The 21,937-nt window shown below is 54.2% G+C and carries 20 protein-coding genes; 11 read left to right on the top strand and 9 right to left on the bottom strand.

Going from position 1 to position 21,937, the window contains the following annotated elements:
- The first annotated feature begins 2 nt into the window (after positions 1 to 2).
- From VGH19_01435 to VGH19_01425, 3 genes are all read left to right on the top strand, one after another.
- Positions 3 to 1,079: a membrane dipeptidase gene (locus VGH19_01435; GenBank protein HEY1170006.1), complete on the top strand. Its 1,077-nt coding sequence runs from the start codon at positions 3 to 5 to the stop codon at positions 1,077 to 1,079.
- 208 nt (positions 1,080 to 1,287) lie between these two features.
- Positions 1,288 to 2,403, top strand: coding sequence for a hypothetical protein (locus VGH19_01430; protein ID HEY1170005.1), 1,116 nt, complete (start codon positions 1,288 to 1,290; stop codon positions 2,401 to 2,403).
- Between the two features lie 59 nt (positions 2,404 to 2,462).
- Positions 2,463 to 3,500: a DUF3500 domain-containing protein gene (locus VGH19_01425; GenBank protein HEY1170004.1), complete on the top strand. Its 1,038-nt coding sequence runs from the start codon at positions 2,463 to 2,465 to the stop codon at positions 3,498 to 3,500.
- A gap of 131 nt (positions 3,501 to 3,631) precedes the next feature.
- Here the strand turns inward: VGH19_01425 and VGH19_01420 are convergent, their stop codons facing one another.
- Genes VGH19_01420 through clpS form a run of 6 tightly spaced genes read right to left on the bottom strand, consistent with a single transcriptional unit; the run spans position 3,632 to position 7,844 of the window.
- Positions 3,632 to 4,435 carry an ABC transporter ATP-binding protein gene (locus VGH19_01420; protein ID HEY1170003.1) on the bottom strand — a complete coding sequence of 268 codons (804 nt, stop codon included), beginning with the start codon at positions 4,433 to 4,435 and terminating at the stop codon, positions 3,632 to 3,634.
- Positions 4,432 to 5,226, bottom strand: a complete 795-nt coding sequence (locus tag VGH19_01415; GenBank protein ID HEY1170002.1) for an ABC transporter permease — start codon at positions 5,224 to 5,226, stop codon at positions 4,432 to 4,434. Before VGH19_01415 ends, VGH19_01420 begins: the two co-directional genes overlap by 4 nt.
- A complete protein-coding gene (locus VGH19_01410; protein HEY1170001.1) occupies positions 5,223 to 6,293 on the bottom strand; it encodes an ABC transporter substrate-binding protein in 1,071 nt (356 codons plus the stop codon). Before VGH19_01410 ends, VGH19_01415 begins: the two co-directional genes overlap by 4 nt.
- 38 nt (positions 6,294 to 6,331) lie before the next feature.
- Entirely contained in the window at positions 6,332 to 7,054 is a 723-nt protein-coding gene (aat, locus tag VGH19_01405) for a leucyl/phenylalanyl-tRNA--protein transferase (protein HEY1170000.1), read from the bottom strand.
- Positions 7,051 to 7,542, bottom strand: a complete 492-nt coding sequence (locus VGH19_01400) for a hypothetical protein (GenBank protein ID HEY1169999.1) — start codon at positions 7,540 to 7,542, stop codon at positions 7,051 to 7,053. Before VGH19_01400 ends, aat begins: the two co-directional genes overlap by 4 nt.
- Complete coding sequence (clpS, locus tag VGH19_01395) at positions 7,539 to 7,844, bottom strand: ATP-dependent Clp protease adapter ClpS (protein ID HEY1169998.1); 306 nt, start codon at positions 7,842 to 7,844, stop codon at positions 7,539 to 7,541. The genes VGH19_01400 and clpS overlap by 4 nt, the downstream gene beginning before the upstream one ends.
- A 119-nt stretch (positions 7,845 to 7,963) precedes the next feature.
- On the opposite strand from clpS, the gene VGH19_01390 reads away from it, so the two are divergent.
- Positions 7,964 to 8,275 carry a hypothetical protein gene (locus VGH19_01390; protein ID HEY1169997.1) on the top strand — a complete coding sequence of 104 codons (312 nt, stop codon included), beginning with the start codon at positions 7,964 to 7,966 and terminating at the stop codon, positions 8,273 to 8,275.
- A gap of 303 nt (positions 8,276 to 8,578) precedes the next feature.
- Positions 8,579 to 10,333 carry an ABC transporter substrate-binding protein gene (locus VGH19_01385; GenBank protein ID HEY1169996.1) on the top strand — a complete coding sequence of 585 codons (1,755 nt, stop codon included), beginning with the start codon at positions 8,579 to 8,581 and terminating at the stop codon, positions 10,331 to 10,333.
- A gap of 12 nt (positions 10,334 to 10,345) precedes the next feature.
- Here VGH19_01385 and VGH19_01380 read toward each other — a convergent pair whose 3' ends face one another.
- The 3 genes from VGH19_01380 to VGH19_01370 all read right to left on the bottom strand — a co-directional run bounded on the left by VGH19_01380 (position 10,346) and on the right by VGH19_01370 (position 14,229).
- Positions 10,346 to 12,742: an Ig-like domain-containing protein gene (locus tag VGH19_01380; GenBank protein ID HEY1169995.1), complete on the bottom strand. Its 2,397-nt coding sequence runs from the start codon at positions 12,740 to 12,742 to the stop codon at positions 10,346 to 10,348.
- 146 nt (positions 12,743 to 12,888) lie between these two features.
- Positions 12,889 to 13,302, bottom strand: a complete 414-nt coding sequence (locus VGH19_01375) for a hypothetical protein (GenBank protein HEY1169994.1) — start codon at positions 13,300 to 13,302, stop codon at positions 12,889 to 12,891.
- 123 nt (positions 13,303 to 13,425) lie between these two features.
- A complete protein-coding gene (locus VGH19_01370) occupies positions 13,426 to 14,229 on the bottom strand; it encodes a hypothetical protein (protein ID HEY1169993.1) in 804 nt (267 codons plus the stop codon).
- 24 nt (positions 14,230 to 14,253) lie between these two features.
- On the opposite strand from VGH19_01370, the gene VGH19_01365 reads away from it, so the two are divergent.
- The 6 genes from VGH19_01365 to VGH19_01340 all read left to right on the top strand — a co-directional run bounded on the left by VGH19_01365 (position 14,254) and on the right by VGH19_01340 (position 21,873).
- A complete protein-coding gene (locus tag VGH19_01365) occupies positions 14,254 to 14,493 on the top strand; it encodes a hypothetical protein (protein HEY1169992.1) in 240 nt (79 codons plus the stop codon).
- A gap of 3 nt (positions 14,494 to 14,496) precedes the next feature.
- On the top strand, positions 14,497 to 15,921 hold the full coding sequence (locus VGH19_01360) for a DUF3463 domain-containing protein (protein ID HEY1169991.1): 1,425 nt from the start codon (positions 14,497 to 14,499) through the stop codon (positions 15,919 to 15,921).
- A 132-nt stretch (positions 15,922 to 16,053) separates the two neighbouring features.
- On the top strand, positions 16,054 to 17,517 hold the full coding sequence (gene hpnJ, locus VGH19_01355) for a hopanoid biosynthesis associated radical SAM protein HpnJ (protein ID HEY1169990.1): 1,464 nt from the start codon (positions 16,054 to 16,056) through the stop codon (positions 17,515 to 17,517).
- 172 nt (positions 17,518 to 17,689) lie between these two features.
- Positions 17,690 to 18,526 (top strand): hypothetical protein, encoded by an 837-nt coding sequence (locus tag VGH19_01350; protein HEY1169989.1) that lies wholly within the window; start codon positions 17,690 to 17,692, stop codon positions 18,524 to 18,526.
- 66 nt (positions 18,527 to 18,592) lie between these two features.
- Entirely contained in the window at positions 18,593 to 20,314 is a 1,722-nt protein-coding gene (locus tag VGH19_01345; protein ID HEY1169988.1) for a hypothetical protein, read from the top strand.
- Positions 20,311 to 21,873 (top strand): exosortase/archaeosortase family protein, encoded by a 1,563-nt coding sequence (locus tag VGH19_01340; GenBank protein ID HEY1169987.1) that lies wholly within the window; start codon positions 20,311 to 20,313, stop codon positions 21,871 to 21,873. Before VGH19_01345 ends, VGH19_01340 begins: the two co-directional genes overlap by 4 nt.
- Positions 21,874 to 21,937 lie beyond the last annotated feature (64 nt).

Genomic DNA, 21,937 nt, shown 5'->3' with positions numbered 1-21,937 from the left:
CTATGTTCATTTTTGATGCCCACCTCGACCTCAGCATGAACGCGCTGGAATGGAATCGCGATTACACGCGCCCCATCTCCGAGATCCGCGAACGCGAAAAAGGTCTCACCGATAAACCCGATCGCGGCCTTGGCACCGTGTGCCTGCCGGAGTTGCGCAAGGGCAACATCGGCCTCGTCGTCGCCACGCAGATCGCGCGTTACGCGAAGCCTACGCATCCCCTCGGCGGCTGGCGTTCACCCGAGCAAGCCTGGGCGCAGACGCAAGGCCAGCTCGCGTGGTATCGCATGATGGAAGACTGCGGCGAGATGATCGCCATCACCAATCTCGATGCGATGGAAAAGCACCTCGCCCTGTGGAACGACGACACCATCGAGAACACCAAGAAGCCCATTGGCTACATCCTCTCCCTCGAAGGCGCGGACTCCATCGTGAAGCTGGATTATCTGGAGAAATCTTACGCGCAAGGCCTGCGCGCCCTCGGCCCCGCTCACTACGGTCCCGGCACCTACGCGCACGGCACCGATGACACCGGCGGCCTCGGCCAGAAAGGTCGCGACCTTCTGAAAGAGATGATGCGCCTCAAGCTCATTCTCGATGCCACGCATCTCTGTGATGACAGCTTCTGGGAAGCCATGAGTATATGGGAAGGCCCCGTCTGGGCCAGTCACCAGAACTGCCGTGCCCTCGTGAATCACAATCGCCAGTTCGCCGATGAACAGATCAAAGAGCTCATCAAACGCGGCGGCGTCCTAGGTGGCCCGCTCGATGCCTGGATGATGGTCCCCGGCTGGATCCGTCAAAAGACCACGCCGCAATCTTCTGGGGTCAGTTTGAAACACATGGTCGATCACCTTGACCACATCTGCCAGCTCGCGGGCAATGTGAATCACATCGGCATCGGCACCGACCTCGACGGCGGCTTCGGCAAGGAACAAAGCCCCGGCGATCTCGACACCATCGCCGACCTGCAAAAGGTGCCGGATTTATTCCGTGCGCGCGGTTATTCGGAAGAGGACATCGCGAAGATCATGCATGGGAATTTTCTACTCTTTTTGAAGAGAGCTTGGAAATCGTAAAACATCTGGGATATTATAAAAAAAAGCGATTAAGGATGAGCACATTTCCCTTCGAAGACGCCGGTGATGCACAAGATGCGGCTAACAACGAGGAAGTCAAAAACCTCAAATCCATACTCATCCCGCGCTGTAAAGCAGCAAATCTCGATTGTTCTGAGACACATGCGATAGGTGAATCAGAACCCGATCTCTTAATAATCAAATTCCCATGTGGAAAAGAAAAAAAACGGTTTACTTCTGGGGTCTTGAGAGTCTTAAAAAACTGGCGAAATGCGAGTTTGAAAAATACAGCTTTCTCGGTGATTACGAAGCCATATTTCGTGCTGACCAACAAATCTTGGAGGCTGGATTAGTTTATCAACCTCAAAGATCCGGAGGGAACTTTCACAAATTGCTCGACCATCAAGAAGCGTTAGACGGCACTATCACCCGAAAAATAAAACCCTTCGTAATCACCGGAAGCCATGGGAACAAGCAATATAAAGCTACAATCAATGCTGCTTCCGAGTCATTCTTGGCAATATGCGGAGCGTTTAACCGAAGAGTTACTATCACCATTGAAGGTATCCAAACACAATATCATGATGACGCTCTGTCATTTTTGGAGAAATTCACAGGCGCTTTGTTTTTTCAAATTGATGCTTTGTATGATTCCGCACTGTCACTCGTTAAAACACGAAAGCATAGAAATCGACGCAGACAGTCACCTGAAGAAGGCACAACCCTCCAGTTTCCACAACACGAATACGACACCGCCCCATTATCACTATATTTTTATGCTCGCACGGCTAACGGGTTGCCTCTGGTTCAATTTCTAGCATTTTATCAAGTATTGGAGTTTTACTTTCCCGTGTGCTATCAAGCCGAGTCTAGGAGACGAATCCGGTCGATCCTTAAAGATCCTTCATTCCGTACAGATCGCGACACCGATATAGCAAGAATATCAAACATCCTCAGCTCTGGACATACAGACGAAAGATCAATGCTTAAAGCCACGCTACTGGAATGCATTGACGCCAACGATCTGAGAGCTTTCATCGAAAGTGATGAAACCACACAGGAGTTTTTTAAGAAAAAGACAAAAGGTCTTACAGATCACAAATTGCCCATCGAAAACAAGACATTAGACATTCGCAATGACGTTGCGGAACGCATATATGACATTAGATGCCGAATAGTCCACACGAAGCATTCAGCTAAAGACGACAGCCTCGAACTGCTTTTGCCAAACTCACCAGAAGCCCAATTGCTCAGTTTTGATATCGATTTACTGAGATTTCTCGCTCAAAAGGTTTTGATCGCAAGCAGCTCTCAATTTAAGTGATTGGGTTTTGTCTCAAAATTAAGATTGTCTCCGCCGCCATTCTCGCAAATCGTCTCCGCATGACCACTTTGAAGCCCGCGAAACTGTCGTCTTTGGTTTCGGCCCTCGCCGTCGCCGTAGGTTCCCTTTTCTTTGCCCCTCACGCTCAGGCCGGACTCGATGAGATGACCGTGGCCGCTAATAACTGGCTCGCCTCCCTCACGCCCGAGCAAAAGGCCAAGGCGCAGTATGAATTGAAAAATGAGGAACGCCTCAACTGGCACTTCATCCCCAAGACGCGCAACGGGCTTCCCCTCAAGGAAATGACGCAAGCCCAGCGCCATCTCGCCATGGCCCTGTTCGCTTCCGGCATGAGCCAGCGCGGTCAAGCCCAAGCCCTCTCCATCATGAGTCTCGAACAGATCCTGCATGAGATGGAGAACAACGCCCCGCGTCGCGACCCCGAGATGTATCATTTCACCATCTTCGGCACTCCCGCTGCGGACAAGGTCTGGGGCTGGCGCGTGGAAGGCCACCATTTCTCGCAGAACTTCACTGTGGGCAAGGACGTGGAAGCCTCCGGCACACCGTCCTTCATGGGCACCAATCCGGGTGAAGTCCGCGAAGGCCAGCGCAAAGGCATCCGCGTGATGGGCATCGAGGAAGACCTCGGTCGCAAAATCGTCACCTCCCTCAACGACACCTTGCGCAAGCAGGCCATCTACACGGATGTCGCCCTGAAAGACATCGTCACCATGGCGGATAAAAAAGTGAAACCGCTGGATGCCGTGGGCGTGCGCTATGAACAACTCAGCAAAGAGCAGCAAGCCGAACTCATCAAACTGATCAAGATGTATGTGGAACGCGTCCGTCCCGAGATCTCCGCACAAGAGATGGCGCAGATCGAGAAGGCGGGCCTGAACGGCATCCTCTTCGCCTGGGCGGGCAGCGTGAAACGGAATGAAGGCCACTACTACCGCATCCAAGGCCCCACCTTCCTCATCGAATACGACAACACACAGAACAACGCCAACCACGTCCACGCCGTCTGGCGCGACTTCAACGGCGACTTCGGCGAAGACATCCTCGCCAAGCACTACGCGCAAGAGCACAAGTAACGGAGCGAAATCCGTGGGGCGCGGCTCTGTGAGCCGCAGCAGGTGGATTCCGCCAATGAAGCCATCAAATATTTAGTGGGCATGCTTTGCTTTTGGAGCCGCTGCGGGTCACAGACCCGCGCCCCAGATGCTTACGCCCCGATCCGCACGCTCATCCCCATCGCCTTGAAGATCTCGTCCCGCCGCTCGATGTAACCGTGTGAATCCAAGTCACGCGGACGCGGCAAGTCCACCTTGATCTCCGTCTGCACCGTGGCCGGACGACGGCTCATCACCACCACGCGATCCGAGAGTTGCACGGCTTCTTCGATGTCGTGCGTCACAAACAGGATCGTCTTCTTCTCCGCCTGCCAGATGCGGATGAGATCAGAACGCATCTTGAGCCGCGTGATGAAATCCAACGCCCCGAACGGTTCATCCATGTAGATGATGTCCGGATTCGCCGCGAGCGCCCGCGCGATCTCCACGCGCTGCCGCATACCACCAGAAAGCTCACGTGGATACGCTGCCTCAAACCCCGTCAGCCCCACCATATCGATGTAATGCTGCACCGTCTTCGCCCGTTCCTCCGCTGGCTTTTGCAACAGGCCGAACTCCACATTCTCCTTCACCGTGAGCCACGGAAAAACTCCGTTCTCCTGAAAGACGAAAATACGTTTAGGATTCGGCCCATTCACGGGTTGCCCCTCCACCGTCACCTCACCCGCGCTCTGTTGAAGAAAGCCGCCGATGATGTTCAGCAAGGTCGATTTACCGCAGCCAGACGGCCCCACGATGCATACAAACTCCCCTGCCCTCACCTCCAGATTCACGCGCTCCAGCACGTGAATCTTGTCCCCGTTGGATTTCCCAGGAAAAGACATCCACACATCGGTGGCCTGGATGACCACGGGTGCTTGGGCGGTGTTGCTGGTGACCGAACTCGTCGTGCTCATCGATTCGCGTAACCCCATTTCACTTCGTCAAATTTCTCCAACTGACGCACCAGCACATCGAGGATCAAACCGATGACGCCGATCATCACCATGCCAGCCACCACCAGATCATAACGCTTGCCTGCATTGCGTGCATCGATGATGAGGTAGCCCAAGCCTGAGTTCACCGCGATCATCTCCGCCGCCACCACCACCAGCCACGCCACGCCCAGCGCGATGCGTATGCCCGTGATGATCTGCGGCATCGCCGCCGGGAAGATCACACGGCTGAACAACTGCATCCGAGTCAGCCCGAAGTTCTGCGCCGCGCGCAGATAAACAGGCTGCATGTTCTGCACCGCCGCCGTGGCGGACACCGTGATCGGAAACACGCTCGCGAGAAAGATCAGGAAGATGGGCGCTGAATCTGTGACCTTGAACCACAAGATCGCCACCGGAATCCACGCGATCGGCGAGATTGGCCGGAAGATCTGGATCATGGGATTGAACGCCTTATAGGCCCAGCCGTACCAGCCCAGGAACAAACCGAACGGCACGCCCACCAGCACCGCCAGCCCAAACCCCCACGTCACGCGAAACAAGGAAGCCACAATGTATTTATGCAGCACGCCATTCTCCGCCAGTTGCCGGAATCCTTTCAGCACTTCATGCGGACGCGGAAAAATATCTGAGCCAGACATCCGCACCACTGCATCCCACATGAAAAGAAATACGCTGATGACGATGGCGGGCAGCACCCACGTCTGCCACTGCGTGCGCGAAGCTGATTTGCTCGGTTTGGGATCGCTCATTTCTTCGTCGCTTCAAATTTGTAAGGCTGCACCTGGTTGTCATCCGGCACGAATGACGGATCGGCATAGTCCTCGAAATGCGCCTTGCCCTTCAGAATGCCCGCTTCCAGTCCCAGCTTCTCGATCTCCTCGAATTCATTTCGCATCACCGCGAGATTCGTGTATTTCACCCGGTCCGGCGGTTTGCTCAGCACGAACTCCAGCAGGCGCGGGTCTTGGTTGTAATAATTCTTGGCCACGAATTGTGACGCCTGCATGCGGTGATCCATTGTCTGGTCGATCCATTTGCCGCTCTTGGCGATACCCTCCACCATCGTCTGCACCGTCTCGCGGTCGTTCTGGATAAGGTCTTCCCGCACCGCGAGCACGCACGAGATGAAGTTCGGCCACACATCCTTGGTCAGGTATAGGATGCGCCCATAACCATCCAGCTCCGTCTGCCCCATGAAGGGCTCACCCGACGTGATGGCGTCCACCGCGCCCGCATAAAGTGCTGCTGGCATATCTGGCGGCGGCAGTTCGATCAGCGTGATGTCATTGATAGTCAGCCCGCGATCTCGCAGCGCCTTGAAGAGCAGCAGGTATTGGTTCGAGAAACGGTTCGGTACCGCCACGCGTTTGCCCTTGAGATCTTCAATCTTACGGATGGTGGAGTCCTTATGCACCATCATCGCCGTGCCATCGCGATGCCCCAGATAAACGATCTTCAGCGGAATCCCCTGCTCCCGCAACGCCATGGCCAAAGGCGCGAGAATGAACGTGGTCTTGGTATCGCCCGCGAGGAACGCTTCTTTCAATTCTGGCCAGCCATTGAAGCGCGCGGGCTGGAACAACCCCTCGCCCGCCGTTTCTTTATTGATGAAATCCGTGACCGGGCACGTGAGATGACAGGTCACCGGCAGAAAGCCCACTCGGACCTTGGGTTTCTGTTGAGCTGAGTTCGAAACACTTTTCGCTTTTGCCCAAGCGGGCAGCACACGCGCATCCGGGTTGAAGTGATTGTGCAGGAAGGTGATGGCCACCAGCCAAACTCCCCCTGCGATCAACAGTGTTCCACGGAAAGACATTGCGCGGGTGAGATAGTCTAGTTTTGGCGATTTGTCACCTAAGACTTGTCGTTTTTTGCTCTGTTTCCCTCAAAAGAAACCGGCAACGAAATGGTTTCCTGCAAACGCGCCAAGTATTCTTTGCGGCTGATTTCTGAACCACCAAAGGCAGCCGTGGTCGGCGTCACCATCTGAATATCGAAAAGAATAAATCCCCTTTGTTGCAAGAATTCCACCAAATGGACCAAGGCCACCTTGGAAGCATTGCTTACCCGATAGAACATGGATTCTGCGGCGAAGGTGCCGCCGGTCGCCACACCATAGATACCGCCCACGAGCCTGCCCTCCTGCCAACATTCAACGCTATGGGCGGAACCCGCCTCATGAAGCGCCGTATAGGCTTCAACGAAATGTGGAGAAATCCAGTTCCCTTGCAATCGGGCCAAAGCACAATTCTGAACCACATCACGAAAAGCGTGATTCATCGTGATCTCAAACGGCTTTTGCTTCAGCACACGCCTTAATGTCTGGCCGACATGGAATTGGGAGAACTCGATGATTCCGCGCTGATGCGGTGACCACCAGGTGATGGGGTCCACACTCCACGGAAAGATGCCCGACCGATAGGCCAGCAGCAGACGGGCGACGGAAAGATCTCCACCTAAGGCCACCAATCCGGGAGGGCCGAGTTCACGAGCTTGATCGTCCAGTTCGGGGAACTCCAATCGTTCGGTCAGCAAAACCGGGAGAATTCCCTGTCGCTGACCGAATACACCTCTCATAAGCTGGATTCGTCCGAATCTGTCGGGCGCAAGCTATGCAGCAACAGCATCTGGAGGCGTCCGCACATATCCATCGCCACGTAGTATTCGATGTTGTCCTGCGTGAGATCCGGCATCTTGCCCTTCATTTCATCAGGACAGCCGAGTTTCATCCAGCAACCGACGCGGATATCTCCGAACACCTGCAATAGCCAGTCCACCTCACCGGGTGTCAGGTGCAGATTCCAGCCGCGGCTGACCTCATGGAAATGCTTGCCGTCATTGAGCATGGCTTGCAGCGCCTTCTTGCCTTCCACTTTCGATTCAGCGAGCGATTCTTCCAAAAGTTTTTGATCGCCCCCGATATCTTCGGCATCGGCAAAACGACTCAGGGGCGAGAAATCTGCGGGTACCATGGGATAGCGGTCCACGAGTTTGCAGAAAGCGTCATGCTCGCGTTTACCGAGGTGGAAGACGACTTCCGTTTCGCTACGGCGGAGGAGTTTCACGAGGCGGGCTCCAAGGTGGCTTGCAGGCTATACTTGTGCAACTGATGGACGTAGTGCTCAGCCTTCTCGAACGATTCCCGCACCAACACACTCTTGCCCTCTTTATGCACTTGCATCATATGGAGTTCGGCTTTCTGCCGGTCCCAGCCGAAAACGTTTTGAAAAACGTGCGTCACATAGTCCATGAGGTTCACCGGATCATCCCAGCAGATCACGAGGAAGCCTTGGTCCAACTGCTGCTTGGACTTTTCTTCCGGTGTCTTGACTACATCTGGCTGAACTGGAGCCTCAATCGCGGCCATGGAAAAGACGATAATGTGGTAAATCGTGGCTGTCGAGTCATGGAAGGCCCAAACGGACTATTGCGTTTTCCGACAAAAGGCGCAATTTATCCCTTCGTAACCCAACTCACCGCATTGCCATGAAAACTTTATTCCGCTTCCGATTTGCACTGATCGTTTGGACTGGTCTTCTGATAGCGGCACCGGCTTTCGCCCAAAACATCGGCAGCCTGCCTGGCAAAGCCAAGACGGTTGCTGCCGGCATCAATGTCACCTATGACGGAGGCAAATCGACCGTGATCTATGGTGGACAAAAGGTGTTCGAAGGCCCGACCAAAACCAAAGCAACCGCCTTGGTAAAGAATGTGAATGGGGTGCAGTATGCGGCTGCGTTCGATGGTACACGGGTCATCTGGGAAAACACCAAAGGCGCGAGTACGAAGGTAAGATAGCCGCGTCTCCCCTGCTCTTTCCAGAAAGCGCCGTCATAGCACATGGCGGCGCTTTTTCTTTTCGCACAAATCCCCTGCAAGAACGCATGTTCACAACATATTTTGGCATTCGAGCGGGAAGAGCGGTCTTTTCCTTGGTTATCCCTTGAACAAAATGAAATTTTCACAAAACTGCGGAAGGTGGCTCGAGGCAAAATTTTTTCCGGCAGATTTGAAACGATCTACAAAGTAATCGTTGCGATCTTCATTTGCTTCAATGTTCTCCCGCTCCCGGCGGCTCCGGCTCAAAGGCAGAAGGTCACATTGCAACTTAAATGGAAACATCAATTTCAATTCGCCGGATATTACGCAGCGTTGGAACAAGGCTACTATCAAGATGCCGGGCTGGATGTGGAATTGAGGGAAGCGCAACCGGGACGCGATCCTGTGGAAACGGTTTTGAATGGCGAAGCGGAGTTCGGTGTGGGCACGTCTGAGCTGATGCTTTTGCGGGCGAAAGGAAAACCGGTCGTGGTGCTGGCCGCGATATATCAACACTCACCGTTGGTGCTCGTCGCGCGACGTACCGCAGCGATCAACGACCTGCATGATCTGGTGGGCAAGCCCATCATGATCGAGCCGCAATCGGCTGAGTTGTTCGCCTATTTCAAGGCGGAAGGCGTGGACCCGCGCAATCTGAAGATCGAGCATCACACGTTTGAAGTGGAGGACATCATCAAAGGCAAAGTCGCGGCGATGTCCGCTTACAGCACGGATGAACCGTTTGTGATCGAGAAGGCGGGTATGGAGGCGATGACGTTCACACCACGCTCAGGCGGTATCGATTTTTACGGAGACAATCTTTTCACTACGGAAGCAGTGATCGCCCAATATCCGGAACGAGTGAAAGCCTTTCGCGCGGCCAGCTTGAAAGGCTGGGAGTATGCGCTGAAACATCCGCGTGAGATCGTGGAGATCATCGGCAGCAAATACGGCAATCGCAAAACGTCCGAGCACTTGCTCTACGAGGCGGAACATACCAAGCAGCTCATGCACACGGATCTCGTAGAAGTGGGCCACATGAATCCGGGACGTTGGCGGCACATCGCGGATACGTATGCGGAGTTCGGGATGATCCCGCGCGGCTTTGAATTCGAGGGTTTCATGTATGATCCCAATCCGCAGCCGAATCTGCGCTGGGTGTACTGGGTCATCGTTGGGGCCATCGCGGTCACGCTGACGGCGATTGGCTGGATGCTGCCGCTCTACCGGCTCAATCGCAGCCTAAGGCACGAGATCTCAGAGCGTTTGAAGGCAGAAGAGAACTTGCGCGCGGCCAAGGAAGCTGCCGAAGAGGCAAACGCAGCGAAAGGACACTATATGGCAGTTATGGCCCATGAAGTGCGCACACCGCTCGCGGGTATGGTGATGCTCATGCAGAATTTGGGCTTGGATAAGGTCGACCGGTCATGCCGCGATGACCTCAAACTGGTCGAGAATTCTGCCGAGAGTTTGCTCAAGCTGGTTGGCGACACATTGGAACATTCCAAGCTGGAGGCGGGACGATTGGAGCTGGAGCAGTTGCCCGTAGGACCGCGTGAATTGATGGAAGAAGTCGGTCATCTGTTCCGCCCTTCCGCACAGATGAAGGCTTTGGAACTGCGTATCGTGCTGGATGAGAAATTGCCCGGCGTGGTGCTGAGCGATCCTGGACGGCTACGACAGATCCTGAACAATCTGGTCAGCAACGCCATCAAGTTCACGCATAAGGGGCACGTTGAATTGCGGGCTGAGATGCAGAGCCTGCCTGACAGCGCACCTCAGAACGGTTTAAGAAAGCAGAAGCTGATTTTCAGGGTCACGGATACCGGCGATGGCATCGCGCCAGAGAACCAGCGAAAAATTTTCTCACCCTACGCGCAGGCTGACCCGACCATTGCCCGCAAGCACGGGGGCAGCGGGCTTGGACTCTCGATCAGCAAACAACTGGCCAAGCTGCTTGGCGGCGATATCACCTTTCAAAGCACGCCGGGCAAAGGCTCCATTTTCACCGTAGAAGTGATTGTGGAAGCTGCATGAGCATCCGCTGATTTACTTGGCGATGATGGTGAACGTCTTCGCTGTCGAAGTATCCACGCCGCCATTTGCCGTACCGCCGGTGTCTTTCGCTACGATCGTCAAGACCGCCTGACCTTTGGCACCCTTTTTGGGAGTAAAGGTCAGCGTACCGGATGACGTCATGGCTGGCTGAGCAGTGAACAGCGCGGCGTTGTTGTTAGTAATGTGGAATGTGACAGCTTGAGACGATTCATTTGCCGGACCGGCGGAGATGCTCGTGGCCAATCCGGTCAGAGTGGTCGCATTGGCGTTCTTCGGCAATGTGTAGGAGGAACTGCTCAATCCGAACGAAGGTGCGTCATTCACTGCTATCACGCTCATTCTCACTTCGGTTGAAGTGGCAGATACAAGATTTCCGTCATAGGCGCTGATGGCATATCCGGGAAGGAATCCGCCATACACGTTGGTGGCTGGCCGCCAAGTCAATGACTCCCCGGGCAGAACCAAGGTCACACCAGGCACGACAGGCAGTCCTGCTTTGGTCAGGGTGCCACCGTCAACGCGCTGGACCAGAATCGTCAGAGCATCCCCATCCACATCCGTGGCTTGCAAACCCGCAACCAACATGTCGAACGTCAACGTGTACGGATTATCTTCGAGCGGTTGACCATATATGGTTCCCGGCGGCACCACTGGTGCATCATTCACAGGGGTCACGTTGAGTTGAACAGCTGCCGGTGCTGAAGTGGCGAAGCTGTCTGTCAGCACGAAGGAAAAACTGTCGGAGCCATTGAAATTCAAGGCAGGAGAATAAACAATGTCAGCGCCGGAGAGGCTTAGGCTGCCATTGGCAGGCAGTGTACTGACAGTGGCCGAAAAAGCATCTCCTTCACGGTCATAGCCTGACAAGGAAACGAGCGCCAAGCCGTCCTCCGGCAATACTGCTGAGGTCGGAGTCGGCACGGGTGCTGTGTTGTGATAATACTTGGCCACAAATACATCGGTTTGGGGAGACGGTCCCGTATAACCAACTACGAACACTCCGCGTGAATCATCAGTCAGAATGCACATTCCTGTGTCCACGATATTTGAGCCGCCGCTGTAGGTCGCTTTCCAGAGAACTTCTCCTGTTCGGGCATATGAAATCGTCAGTGCATCATAAGGATAAGTCGTGTTAGGTCCGGAATTACCCCGACCTGTGACAAATACATTTCCCTGAGCGTCCAAAGCCATATCCCAGACTTCATCCGCGCTAGTTCCGGCTCCCTGATAAATCCGAATACCCTGGCCAAAACCGATATCAGGCCATTCTGCTGACGGATTGCCTTGAGGATCCAGTTTCCAAGTGACGAAATCGTAATTGGAAGGAAAGCGGCTGGCGGAACCACTGACATAAGTGTTCCCCTGTGCATCAATCTTCAATGAGCGAGCCGTGTCCACGCGGGCATTGGCATCATAACGTCTGACGCCTGCTCCCTGTCCGACATCAGGCCATGCGGCTGATGGACTACCATCCGGTTGCAAACGCCACAGCAAATAATCGGTGCCGACGCCATTACCCGGTGCATTGCCCAAAGCCACTATTTCACCATCGGGTGCCAAGGCGATTTTCACCGCAGTGTCATTGCCAGCAATCGGCCCGGCATAATAATTTGTCCAAACACCTACACCGTTTGGTGCAAGCTTGGTAATGGTCAATTCCTGATCCACATAGTTCATATAGTGGTTCTGCCGCCCGAGGACATAAACGCTCTGATCTGGTGCCACGACAAAAGATTGCCCCTCAAATGGTAAGCGCCGAATTCCGGTTCCATTACCTATGTTGGGCCACGCAGACGACAATGTGCCATTGGCTTCGTAAAGGTACATCGTACCCAATGATGTACCTTGACGAACCAATAAATAAATTCGCCCCGTCCCTCCTACATGCATTGCGACGCTCGAATCAAAAGATCCGGGAGTAAGACGGATCACCATCGCCAAATTGCCGTTAGGGTCATACTTCAGCACGCACGCATCATCATCGGGTGCTGTAGTTGCAATACCTGATTTACCCAATGTCCCGGCCACATAAAGATTTCCCGCCACATCAGTGGTCATGGCGGCCACGGTATCACGATCATTGCCAGTCCCGTTATAGCGTCTCACACCCACTCCATATCCGACATCTGGCCAGGTGCTGGACAAGGTGCCGTCGGGACCGTACTTCATCACAAGAATGTCGAGATTATTGGTCTCAGTGACAGCGTATCCTCCCACAAAAAAATTCCCTGCATTATCGCGGGCTACTACCGCAGGACGATCCTCCCTCGATGTTCCCCCGTCAAACACATTGGTCCACAAGGTTCCCTGTTGTGCAACTAGGTTTGAAGTCGTGCAAATCGTTCCTATCGCAACTGCGATGGCCCCGAAAAATCTCCAATAGTTCATATGGCGTTTTTTGATTTTTCCTACCTCCTGCCCAACTTAAAGCACGAACAAATCGGGAAGAACTAGGTGAGGCTACCATAAACACGCCAATGCACAATCCGGCCAAAAGGCCTTATGCGCAGGGTAAAAGACCAAGCAAATCGCGCCTACTGCCGCACTTCATCGCCTATCGCGATGGTGCCGGTGATGATGTCCGCAGCGTAGTTGGAATTACGCGGCTGGGAGGAAATCTTGATCTCGGCAACTTTATTACCGGCACGATAGACGCCAAGACGTTGTTCTGGTTGGGGCAGACGGCCAAAGCCGAAATCTACGACCACATAGCGCAAGGCATCATTCACCATCACCACTTTACCCGCGATGGCGTTTGCGGGAGCGATCTCCGGCTTGCCGTCATCTTTGTTCTTGCGAGTGCTCTTTTCTGCGGGCGGTGCTGCAGATACTGCAACATCCGAAGTCCTGTCCATAAACGGACTCTTCTCCTCTACCTGCTTCGACTTGGAGGCACAACCCGATGACAATACGACCGCCAGCAATACAACTACCCAGGTGAAACGCATGCTGGAAATAAACGATGCTGGAGCGAATGAGTCAACTGTCGGTTGCACCGGCGGGCCATCATGGGGGCGAAATCCGAGGAGATGAATCGCTGACACATAAATTGCTCGCAACTTAAGTTCCCCTCATTTCTTCAACTTGGCTTGGATCGCTTTCCATCGCTTGTCCCAGTCCAGCCAGCTCTCTTCCCATGCCTCGCCTTTGAATTGTTCGCGGGCTTTGGGCAAAATAGCTTCGTATTCCTTGGCGGCTTTTTGGAGGGTTTTCGTGTCCTTCCACTCCACGTAGGCTTCCATGAGTTCCAAATGATTGTCGGGATACTCAGGGCTGACTTCTACGCAGCGTTGGAGGTATTGGCGGGCTTTTGATTTGTTACCTATGCTGGTGGGCCAACCGGGAGCCTCGAGGTAAAGGATGCCCAGACAACGTTCAGCACCAGCGTAGTGGACCTTGTTGTCCAGATCAGCAGAGCGTTTGAAGACGTTCTCCATCTCCCGGACGATGGACAAGGCACCCAAGGTCTTGGTGCGGGCAAGCTGGCCGAGGTTCATACCCAAGTAATAGTGGGCGGCAGCGTTCTTAGGTGACCGGGCAACCAAGGCCCGGCAAAGGTCGATACCTTCCAGTGCGAGTTTTTCCCGGTCATCATCGTCCTTGGCAAACTCGGCAAGGTCGAAAATGGCTTTTCCATACCGCCACATGGCGTCGTCATTCTTGGGCGCGGCCACGTAAGCTTCCCGGCAGGTCTGATACGCTTTCTCCGCCCGTAACTGAAAGACATTGGTGGTGTTATCTGCTGTAACCCTTTGAACCGGCAGGAAACTGGTGAGCAAAATCAGCCACAAAACGGCCTTTAGACCGGCAAAACCCGCCTTAGCGAGATGAAAACACCTCACTTCAAACACCTTAGAAATAGAAGTTGCACACATGTCGATGCCATCTATACTACGCCAATGCGGAAAAAATGGAACTGCTGGCTTTGCTTGAGCCTCAGCTTCGTTGCCCTCGTGGGCAGCGGCTGTGGTGGCATCAATGCCACTAGAACCATCTCGCCCGCTACGTTCCTGTTGCCTGGTTTGTTGCACAATACGAATCCTGCTCAGGAAACGCCGTCTCTGACGGAACCTCTTCCAGCAGTGATACCTGCTCATAATAAATTCGAGCCGGTACTGCTGGCCGATGCCCAGTTTTAAACTATGCGTTTCCCATTGGCTTTGACGGTCAAGATTGCCCGTCACATCATCAAGCATAAAGTCGCACGTACCCCGAAATTTGCCATGGTACTGCAACTTGAACCGTTGCACACCTGTAATTTGACGTGCACGGGTTGCGGTCGTATTCGCGAGTACTCCACCAGCCTCAAGGACATGGTTCCGCTGGAACAATGCCTGGGTGCTGCCGCCGAGTGCGATGCCCCGATGGTATCCATCTGCGGTGGCGAACCTCTGATCTATCCGAAGATTGAGGAACTCATCCATGGTCTGCGCGAGCAAGGCCGCATCATTTACGTCTGCACAAACGGCGTGTTCATGCGCAAGAAGATGCGCGAATACATGGCCGCCCACTTCTCTCCCGAGATGGAGACGAAGCTGCAGGAATTGGTGAAGGCCGAGCTGGTTACGGAGAAAGAAGCCGAGCAGATCCGCAAGTCTGATGAGAACGCCAAGAAAAAGGTGGTCATCAAGCCTTCCAAGTGGATGTACTGGAACGTGCATGTGGACGGTCTGGAATACACGCACGATCTCATCGTGGAACGCGAAGGCGTCTTCAAGGAATGCATCGCGGCCATCAAGATGGCGAAGGTGCTCGGCTACCAAGTCGCCACGAACACGACGGTTTACAAAGAGACGAACGTCCAGGAGCTGGAAGATATGTTCAAGTATCTCTCCTACCTGAACGTGGACGGTCACACGATCTCGCCGGGTTACGATTACGATGCCGCCAAGAAGGACATGGTGGCCCGTCGTGGTTTCGATCCGAAAGAGTTCTTCCTCACCCGCGATCTCACGCGTCAGAAGTTCAAAGACATCGAGAAGTGGGGCGAGATGTTCACCATCTTCGGCACGCCGGTGTATCAGGAATTCCTCGCAGGCAAACGCGAGCTGACCTGCACCGCCTGGGCGATCCCGACTTACAACGTGAAGGGCTGGAAGGCCCCCTGCTATCTCATGACGGATGGCCACTACAAGGGCTATCAGGAGATGCTGGGCACGGTGAATTGGGAGAAGTATGGCGTGGTGAACGGTGTGGCTCGCGATCCGCGTTGCGAGAACTGCATGGTGCATTGCGGCTACGATCCGAGCGGCGCGCTCAGCAACAAGCCTCGCGATACGTGGATAAACATGAAGTACAATTTCGGCGCCAAGCCCGCTCCTTACACGGAAGGCTACAAGGTGCAAGCGTTCAACGGCGTGTCCATCGGCAAAGGTCACTTGGCCGAAGCGAAAGCCGCGGTGAACAAGGAATTCGCTGGTGCGAAGTCATCCTTTGCCCGTGGTGGTAATGACATTCCTCATACGCATGAGGAAACTACTGCAACTGCTGGTGGCGGCTGCAGCACGGGTGATACGTCCCAACGGGATGATCTCCTGAAGAAGATCGAGGCGGCGAAGAATAAGTAGTCATTTCGCTGTCACAATCGGCTCCGTTTTGTAACACGGACTCACAAGTAAACCCTTGTGGGTCCGTTTTTGCGTTTAGTATAATCGGCATTAGATTCTGCGATTGCGGATGACGGCCTTAAAACACATCACATGAGCGCACTGTTTCTATCCCCTCCTTCGTTCGATGGCTTTGATGGCGGTGCCGGTGCGCGGTATCAGGCGCGTCGCGAGGTGACCAGCTATTGGTATCCGACATGGCTGGCGCAACCCGCCGCCATGGTACCCGGCTCCAAGCTGCTGGACTGCCCGCCGCATAACATCGGTCTGGAGGAATGCCTGCGCATCGCCAAGAACTACGACCACGTCATCATCAACACTTCCACCCCTTCGTACAAGAACGACTGCAAGGTGGCGGAGGCGATCAAGAACCAGAAACCCGGCACTGTGGTCGGCTTCGTGGGCGCGCATGCGATGGTATTGCCGACGGAAACGTTGAAAGGCTCTTGGGCCATCGATTGGGTCGCGCGCAAAGAATTTGATTACACCTGCAAAGAAGTCGCGGAAGGCCGTGAGCTCTCCAGCGTGGCGGGCATCTCGTACAAAGACAAGGAAGGCAAGATAAAGCACAACCCCGAGCGCGAACTGATCCCGAATATGGATGCGCTTCCATGGGTGGCAGATGTGTATAAGCGCGACTTGCAGATCGAGAAATATTTTATCGGTTACCTGCAGCATCCTTACATCTCCATGTACACAGGCCGTGGTTGCCCGGCGCAATGCACCTTCTGCCTCTGGCCACAGACGATTGGTGGACACAAGTATCGAGTGCGCAGTGCGCAGAACGTGGCGGATGAGATGGCCTACATGAAGGATATCTTTCCCAATGTGAAAGAGTTCTTCTTCGATGACGACACATTCACCGCCAATCTGCCGCGCGCACGGGAAATCGCGAAGAAACTCGGCAAGCTCGGCGTGACTTGGTCCTGCAACAGCCGCGCCAACTTGGACTATGACACCATCCAGAGTTTCAAAGACAATGGTTTGCGCTTGTTCCTCGTGGGTTACGAATCCGGCAATGACGACATCCTGAAGACGATCAAGAAAGGTGTCACCACGGATGAGATGCGGCGTTTCACAAAAGCCTGTCACAAGGCAGGCGTGGTTATCCATGGTACGTTCATCCTTGGCTTGCCAGTGGAGACGAAACAGACAATTGAAACCACTATCAACTTCGCCAAGGAACTGGACGTGTTCAGCCTGCAAGTCTCGCTCGCCGCACCCTACCCCGGCACGGAGCTTTACGAGATGGCGAAGATGAACCAGTGGTTCGTGAAGAAGGACAAGACGGACCTCGTGGAGACAGACGGCTTCCAACAAAGCACGCTCGAATACCCCGGCTTGAGCAAGGAAGAGATATTCCTCGCTCTGGAAGACTTCTACGAGCGCTACTACTTCAATCGCTTCGGCAAAGTCCTCATCCCCCGCACGCCGTCTTGGCGCATTTTCAAGACCATGTTGGAGGACAAGGATGTCTTCAAACGCCGTATGCGTGAAGGTGCGGAGTTCTTCAAAAGCCTTGCGCAACGGCGTGAGGAGATGGCTACGGCCAAGTAGTAACTCACGAATTTCTCTCACCATGATGATTGCAAGTTGGACTTTATCGTTATAATAAACATTTTTAAGACAATCTACTGAATAGTCCGTATTTTCACCTTATTCATAAAACAAACTTAACAATAACTTGAATAAACCCCCATCTGGCCCTATACAAATGCACCTAGGCTAGATGAAGTACGTATCTTGCAAAAAAATAATGGTGAGCATCGTTTCACTGATGCTTTTGATGATCATAGGGTTCCCCACGAAATCAGACGCTATCGTGCTGGATTGGAGCAGCTATACTTCACTCACTTGGACTCAAAGTGGTTCCACTTATTCTACTTCCATTGATTTTGACCCCTCCAATGCGGGAAACGACATCACTATCTCGATTTCCGGTGATACAGGTGAATTCCTTACGGGATATCCATACTACAGTCCGGGAGTAAACTCCATTATCACGGGCGGGGAAGGCAATAATGAAGAATCGCTGCTATTGGCCTTCAATTGGAGTTCAAGGAGTGATTCTGTCACTGTGACCCTGAATTTTCATTATGCAGACGGTATTGAAAACTTGGAATTTTCCCTGTTCGACATCGATCGTCTGGATGAAGGGAACAATTCTGGCTTTCGTGACTATATCTCAAATATCCAAGCCTCCAATGATGGCGGTGCCAATGTGATCCCCACCCTCACCCAGGAAGATGACGACTATGTGACCATCGCCAATAAAGGAAAATCCTCCCAAACGGCTCGCGGGGATGAAGGCTCCGCAGACAATTCAGACAATGCCAATGTGGATTTTGATTTCGGAACAAACGTGGTGGACCAGGTCAGTTTCCAGTACGGAAATCACTCCTCGGCTCCGAGCAACCCAGGCCAGCAAGGTATAGGTCTTTACGACATCAGCTTTAACAAGGCGAAACCCAAAGTGCCGGAGGTTGGGACAAACCTGGCAGCATTCTGCCTATGCGCCTGCGTGGTTCTGGGCAGATATATCCGCCGGTATCGGACGGCTGGTTGAGGACAACAACCGGGCAGCAAACACCATTGGCGACGGCAGGATTTCCGACTAGAGTGGTTTTGTCGCATGCCGAACGAGCACGATCCAAAACCGACTCTGTGGAACATCGCGGGCATCCGTCCGCTTTGGCTGGGTATTTTTCTTATCGTGGCGGCAGTGACAGCCGTGGGCGTTTACCTCGGGAAAGCAAAGTATCAACAGAAACAACTATCCAGCCTGCTGGCCCAGGCTAAAGCTGCAGAAGCTAAAGGAGACCACCGCAGCGCTCTGGTGAGTCTCAGGCGGGCATTGCAACTGGCACCGGACCATATCGAGGCGACTCGCATGATGGCCCTCCAGGCAGACCGGCATAACTCCCCCGTAACGCCGGTTTGGATGCAAAAGCTGGTGGAACTGGAACCGGCCAACCCGACCAATCTGGTGATGTGGGCACGATCGGCGATGCGCCAGGGAGACATGCTGACCGCAGACCAGGTGTTGCGGAGATTTCCTAAAGAGCATAAGGAAACCTTGTCTTATCACCGCCTTGCTGGAGCCTTCGCGGTTCAAGCGCGGCAGTATCAGGCGGCGGAATACCATTTCGCCAAGGCAGCCAAGATGAATCCCGAGGACCCGCGGGAACAGTTGAACTTGTCCACCATCCGTCTGTTGTCTTCCAGGCCGGAGATCGTCCGCGAATCGCTGGCTACGCTGGAAAAGCTGACATCCCATCCTGAACTGGGCAAAGAAGCCGCCCAAGCATTGCTGGCTGATGAATTGCGCCACAAGAACGCCCCCAAGCAACTGGAACTGGCACGAAAGATCATCAGCATGCCCGATGCCCGCTTCGCTGACCGGTTGATGTATCTGGAACTGCTCCTCCGCAACAAAGATCCGCAGTTTTCCGCAGAACTGGCTGCCGCAAAAAAGAAAGCCCTGGAAAACTCCACGTCAAAGCCTGAACTCATCGCCTGGTTGAATGCGCGTGACATGGCCCAGGAGGCTTATGAATGGACCAAAACACTGCCGGCCAAAGATCTGGAGATGCCAGCACTGGCCATGACAGCAGCCGAGACCCTCGTGAAACTGAAGAGCTGGGACGAATTGCTGACGCAGACGCGCAAAGGCAGCTGGGAAGAACTTGAGTTCATGCGGTTTGCATTTCTCGCGCGGGCTCAAAGGGAGCTGAACCTGTGGGGGACTTCGCGCAGCAGCTGGCGGCAGGCCACTTCCTCTTTGGGCCTTGATACGCAAAGCCGCACTTTGCTCGCAAAAATGGCCCAGGGATGGGGCTGGTATTCTGAAGCTGAAGAGATCTGGCTGGCCTTGTCGCGTTACGACACGACACGTATTCCAGCCCTGAAATCATTGCATAAAATCTACCTCGCCACGGGCAACACACGCAGTCTTTTGAAGATCACGGAGACCATCGCTCAACTCGTCCCCGACGATCCGGTGATCAAGAACAATTACGCCATGCTGAGCCTGCTGCTCGGGCAAAACATCCCTAAAGCAAAGGAACTGGCGCGGTTGAACCACGAAAAATTCCCAAAAGATGCGGCGGCCACTTCGACCTATGCCATGGCCTTGCGTGAAGACGGCAAATTAAAGGAAGCGGTCGCTTTGATGGAAACATTGCCGACCGAGACCAGAAAGATGCCCGCCATCGCCGGTTATTGGGGTGTCTTACTGGTGGAGGCAGGACGTGGAAAGGAAGCCTTGCCTTATCTGGAAGCAGGAATACAGGAAGAGAACTTGGTACCCGAGGAACGGGAATTGATGAAGTCCGCGCTGGCCAAGATCAAATGAGTGCCACTATATCACGGCAAACGTGGACGGGATTGGCAGCTGTGGCTGCGGCTTGGCTCTGGACATGGTCACACCTGGCTGCGGAATGGAGGTTGAATCCCCAATATGAATACGGTTTCGCCGTTCCATTACTGGCTGGATTGCTGCTGTGGGCGCGCCTCCCCCGCGACGGTGAAACCCCAGCAGCTTCCTGCAATGATCAGCGGGTTGGGCGGATGCTCTGCGGGGTCTCCCTCTTATTGTTGCTCGGCGGGGAAAGCATCCGCCAGGCCGATCCGTTCTGGCGTTTTAGCGGCTGGCTTTTGCATGGAGGATCGACTCTTGTGACATTCGGTTTTCTGTTCATGTGGGGCGGGCATAAATGGGCCCGCACGCTGATGGGACCGGTTTTATTTCTCACACTGGCTGTCCCTTGGCCTTCACTGATCGAAAACAAATTGACGAACAGCCTGCTGGCTGTGGCGACACGCATCGCAGTGGATGCCCTTAACTGGTCCGGCCTCCCCGCCCTGCAACGCGGAAATGTCATCGAACTGACGAACGGAATCGTAGGCATCGACGAGGCTTGCAGCGGCATCCAGTCCTTGCTGTCCAGCCTGATGGCTTCGATTTTTTTAGGCATGTATCTGCGGCTGACTCCTGTTCGCCGGGTTGTGTTGCTAATCGCCGGCGTGGCCATGGCGGTGATAGGCAATGTGATACGCGTCATCCTGCTGACGAAGGCGGTGCATCAACTCGGACAGGAAGGGTTTCAGGAAGCGCATGATTCGGTGGGCATGTGGGCGAGTGCCGGTATTTTTTTGACCTTGGGATTGCTGGCATGGCTGCTGAGACCGCGCACACAACCAAAGGAAGCGGATGGCCCGGTTCTCTGGCCACACGGTCCATCAAGGCATGCCACGCCACTGCTGATCGCTGTAGTTGCTATTCCCCTGCTGACCTCCCTGGGGTGGAGGGCGGTGGCTGGCACACAACTGGAAGTCCTGAATACTCCACATTGGAAGGTGCGGAGCAACCCCGCACCGGAGGGCTGGATTGTGCGGTCTGATACGTTTTCCGAGGAGGAACTGCGGTTGTTGCAATTCAGTGAAGGCGGCGCATGGCATTTCAGGGGCGCGAACGTTGGTGGCTATATCGTTCACATGTTCTGGTCGGCGGAGAGAACCATTCCCAGCCAGGCTTTCGGCCACAGCGCGCAGGTATGCCTGCCCAGCGCAGGATGGAAACCCATGGGAGATTCCAAACCAATCCAAGTGATGGTCGGCACCAACCAGATAAATGGAACGCTGGGGTTCTTCGAGATGGATGCAGACCGGCAGGCGGTTTTTCAGGCGACGTGGCGCGGCACCTCGCTAAAACCGGCGGCCACGCAATTGAGCACATCACGGTGGGCGCGTTTGCAGCATCTGAAGGATGCGTATCGCCAGCGCGGGCATGAGATGCTCACAGTGTATCTGCCGGCACCAGTGGCGGCACAAAATCCGGAGACAGTGTTTTCAGAATTTCTCAATCTGGTGCTGGCCGTGAATACAAACAATCCCCAGGACTCAGCACGTTAGCGCAAAAGGCTCAAGCCCGAATTTGTCCCTGGACCGGGTAAGCCGCCATGTTTGCGAGTTGCAG

This window comes from Verrucomicrobiia bacterium (assembly GCA_036405135.1).
In the GTDB taxonomy this organism is placed as follows: domain Bacteria; phylum Verrucomicrobiota; class Verrucomicrobiia; order Limisphaerales; family JAEYXS01; genus JAEYXS01.
This window is presented reverse-complemented; position numbering and strand designations above follow the sequence as displayed.